At 41.3% G+C, this 2,737-nt stretch carries 2 protein-coding genes and 1 pseudogene; 2 read left to right on the top strand and 1 reads right to left on the bottom strand.

What is annotated here, in order from left to right; all coding sequences use genetic code 11:
* On the top strand, positions 1–1,704 hold a 1,704-nt coding region (uvrB, locus tag IQ229_RS22810; RefSeq protein ID WP_194047667.1), incomplete at its 5' end, for an excinuclease ABC subunit UvrB.
* A 10-nt stretch (positions 1,705–1,714) separates the two neighbouring features.
* Positions 1,715–2,275 (top strand): Uma2 family endonuclease, encoded by a 561-nt coding sequence (locus IQ229_RS22805; protein ID WP_194047665.1) that lies wholly within the window; start codon positions 1,715–1,717, stop codon positions 2,273–2,275.
* A 267-nt stretch (positions 2,276–2,542) separates the two neighbouring features.
* Here the strand turns inward: IQ229_RS22805 and IQ229_RS22800 are convergent.
* Positions 2,543–2,737 (bottom strand): annotated as a pseudogene (locus tag IQ229_RS22800) (hypothetical protein); the annotation flags it as partial.

The following is a 2,737-nucleotide window of genomic DNA, read 5'->3' as shown; positions in this document are numbered from 1 at the left end:
GCGTATATTCCCGTTACCGATACCTATATTGAGAAAACGGCAGCGATTAATGATGAAATAGATATGTTGCGGCATTCAGCAACGCGATCGCTTTTTGAACGCCGTGATGTCATCGTCGTTGCTTCCATCAGCTGCATCTACGGTTTAGGAATGCCAGCAGAATATCTGAAAGCTGCCATCCCTCTTCAGATAGGTATGGAAGTAAATCAGCGTCAAATTTTACGAGATTTGGCAAATGTTCAATACAGCCGTAACGACATCGAAATGGGTCGGGGAAAATTTCGCGTCCGGGGTGATGTCTTAGAAATTGGCCCAGCTTATGAAGACCGAATTATTCGTGTCGAATTCTTTGGTGATGAAATTGACGCGATTCGCTATATTGACCCAGTGACAGGTGAAATTCTCAAGAGTTTAGAAGCGGTGAATGTTTACCCAGCGCGCCACTTCGTTACCCCAGAAGAACGTCTAGAAGTAGCTTGTCATGACATTGCAGCCGAGTTAAAACAGCAAAAATTAGACTTAGAACAAGCTGGGAAATTATTAGAAGCGCAACGCATAGATCAGCGTACACGCTATGACCTAGAAATGCTACGCGAAGTCGGTTATTGCAACGGGGTTGAGAACTATTCCCGTCACTTAGCAGGAAGACAAGCTGGAGATCCACCAGAATGCTTGATTGATTATTTTCCCAAAGATTGGCTATTAATTATCGATGAATCTCACGTTACCGTACCCCAAATTCGCGGTATGTATAATGGCGATCAAGCGAGAAAAAAAGTTTTAATTGAACATGGATTTCGGCTTCCTAGCGCTGCCGATAACCGTCCTTTGAAGGCAGAAGAATTCTGGCAAAAAGTAAATCAGTGTATTTTCGTTTCAGCAACTCCCGGAAATTGGGAAATAGAAGTTTCTGAAGATCATATAGTCGAACAAGTAATTAGACCAACTGGAGTGGTTGATCCGGAAATTTCCGTGCGTCCCACAGAAGGACAAATTGATGATTTGTTGGGAGAAATTAAAGATAGAGCCGATCGCCACGAACGAGTGTTAATTACCACATTAACCAAACGGATGGCGGAGGATTTAACAGAATATTTGCAAGACCACGGTATAAGAGTACGGTATTTACATTCTGAGATTACTTCTATTGAGCGCATTGAGATTTTGCAGAACTTGCGCGAGGGTAAATTTGATGTCTTGGTTGGTGTGAATTTGCTGCGGGAAGGCTTGGATTTACCCGAAGTTTCCTTAGTAGCAATTATGGATGCAGATAAAGAAGGTTTCTTACGAACCGAGCGTTCCTTAATTCAAACTATTGGTAGAGCCGCGCGTCACGTCCAGGGACAGGCGATTTTGTATGCCGATAATATGACGGGTAGCATGATTAAAGCTATTGATGAAACAGATAGACGGCGTGGTATTCAGACAGCACATAATCGATTGCATGGAATTACACCGCAACCGATTGTGAAAAAATCAAGTAATGCGATTTTGGCTTTTTTAGATGTATCTCGGCGGTTAAATGCAACTGACTTGAAAGTTGTAGATGAACATCTAGATGAACTGCCATTAGAACAGATTCCAGGGTTGATTACCTTGTTAGAAGCACAGATGAAAGAAGCATCGAAGAAATTAGAATTTGAAGAAGCGGCAAAATTGCGCGATCGCATTAAACATCTGCGGGATAAAATGTTAGGACGTTAACGTGAATCTTATGCTCACCAATATTCGCCTAATTAGTGTTCGAGAATATCACAAAATGGCGGAAATGGGGATTTTTCATCCTGAAGAACGCTTAGAATTAATCGCGGGACAAATTATCAGAATGTCAGCAAAAGGTACTGCTCACGAATCAGCAATTACCCGCACAGAAAGGTTGTTACGTCAACGTTTGGGTGACAAAGTTTTATTAAGAATCCAATCACCAGTACAACTTGATGATTACTCGGAACCAGAGCCAGATATTTCAGTAGTGAAGCTGAATCCATTAGATTATGAGGATCACCATCCCAATGCTTCCGAAGTGTTTTTACTGATTGAAATAGCTGATTCCAGTCTCAAATACGATCGAGAAGTAAAAGCGAACGCTTATGCTAAGTCAGGTATTATTGAGTACTGGATTTTAGATGTCAATGGACGCAAGTTGTATATGTATCGTCTCCCTAGTCCAGATGGATACCACAGCGAGAGCATACTTGCAGAAGATGTGACAATTTCACCTTTAGCTTTCCCTGATTGTGCGATCGCTATTCGAGAATTGTTGCGAAAAGTCTAAAAGGCGATCGCCAGAAAGCATCTACAAGATAAAATGTTAGAGCATTAGTGCTTGATTAGGGTAGCAATTCGATGGATGTAGAAATAGCGATGTCCACGACGGGCTACCCTTACCCATCAGATTACGCCAGTAGTTCAGCCAGCAGAAGTTTCCAGGTTTATGTTGGTTTGGGGAATCCATATTGGACTTTACATCGGTGCAGTGTTAGGAATTGTGCATGGTGTAGCAAACATTCGTCGAAGAGTGCCATATCTGTCACTATAAGGACTATATCCACCCTCGTAATTTTTTATGTACCTGCGCCAAGTACCACATATAATCATCAATTTTGTAATTATCAGCAGCTTTAACTATATAATCCTGAGCTAAATCAAAATTATTTTGAGCTTCGTAATATAATCCTAAGTAAAGATGGCTGTAAAAATTTCCCTTTATCCCTTCTGATTGACCAACAATTAAAAC

The organism is Nostoc cf. edaphicum LEGE 07299, from assembly GCF_015207245.1.
Classification (GTDB): Bacteria; Cyanobacteriota; Cyanobacteriia; order Cyanobacteriales; family Nostocaceae; genus Nostoc; species Nostoc edaphicum_B.
This window is presented reverse-complemented; position numbering and strand designations above follow the sequence as displayed.

What these genes read in the sequence shown, in the direction of transcription:
- IQ229_RS22805 (WP_194047665.1), top strand. Translation starts at nt 1,715, where the DNA reads ATGCTCACCAATATTCGCCTAATTAGTGTTCGAGAATATCACAAAATG.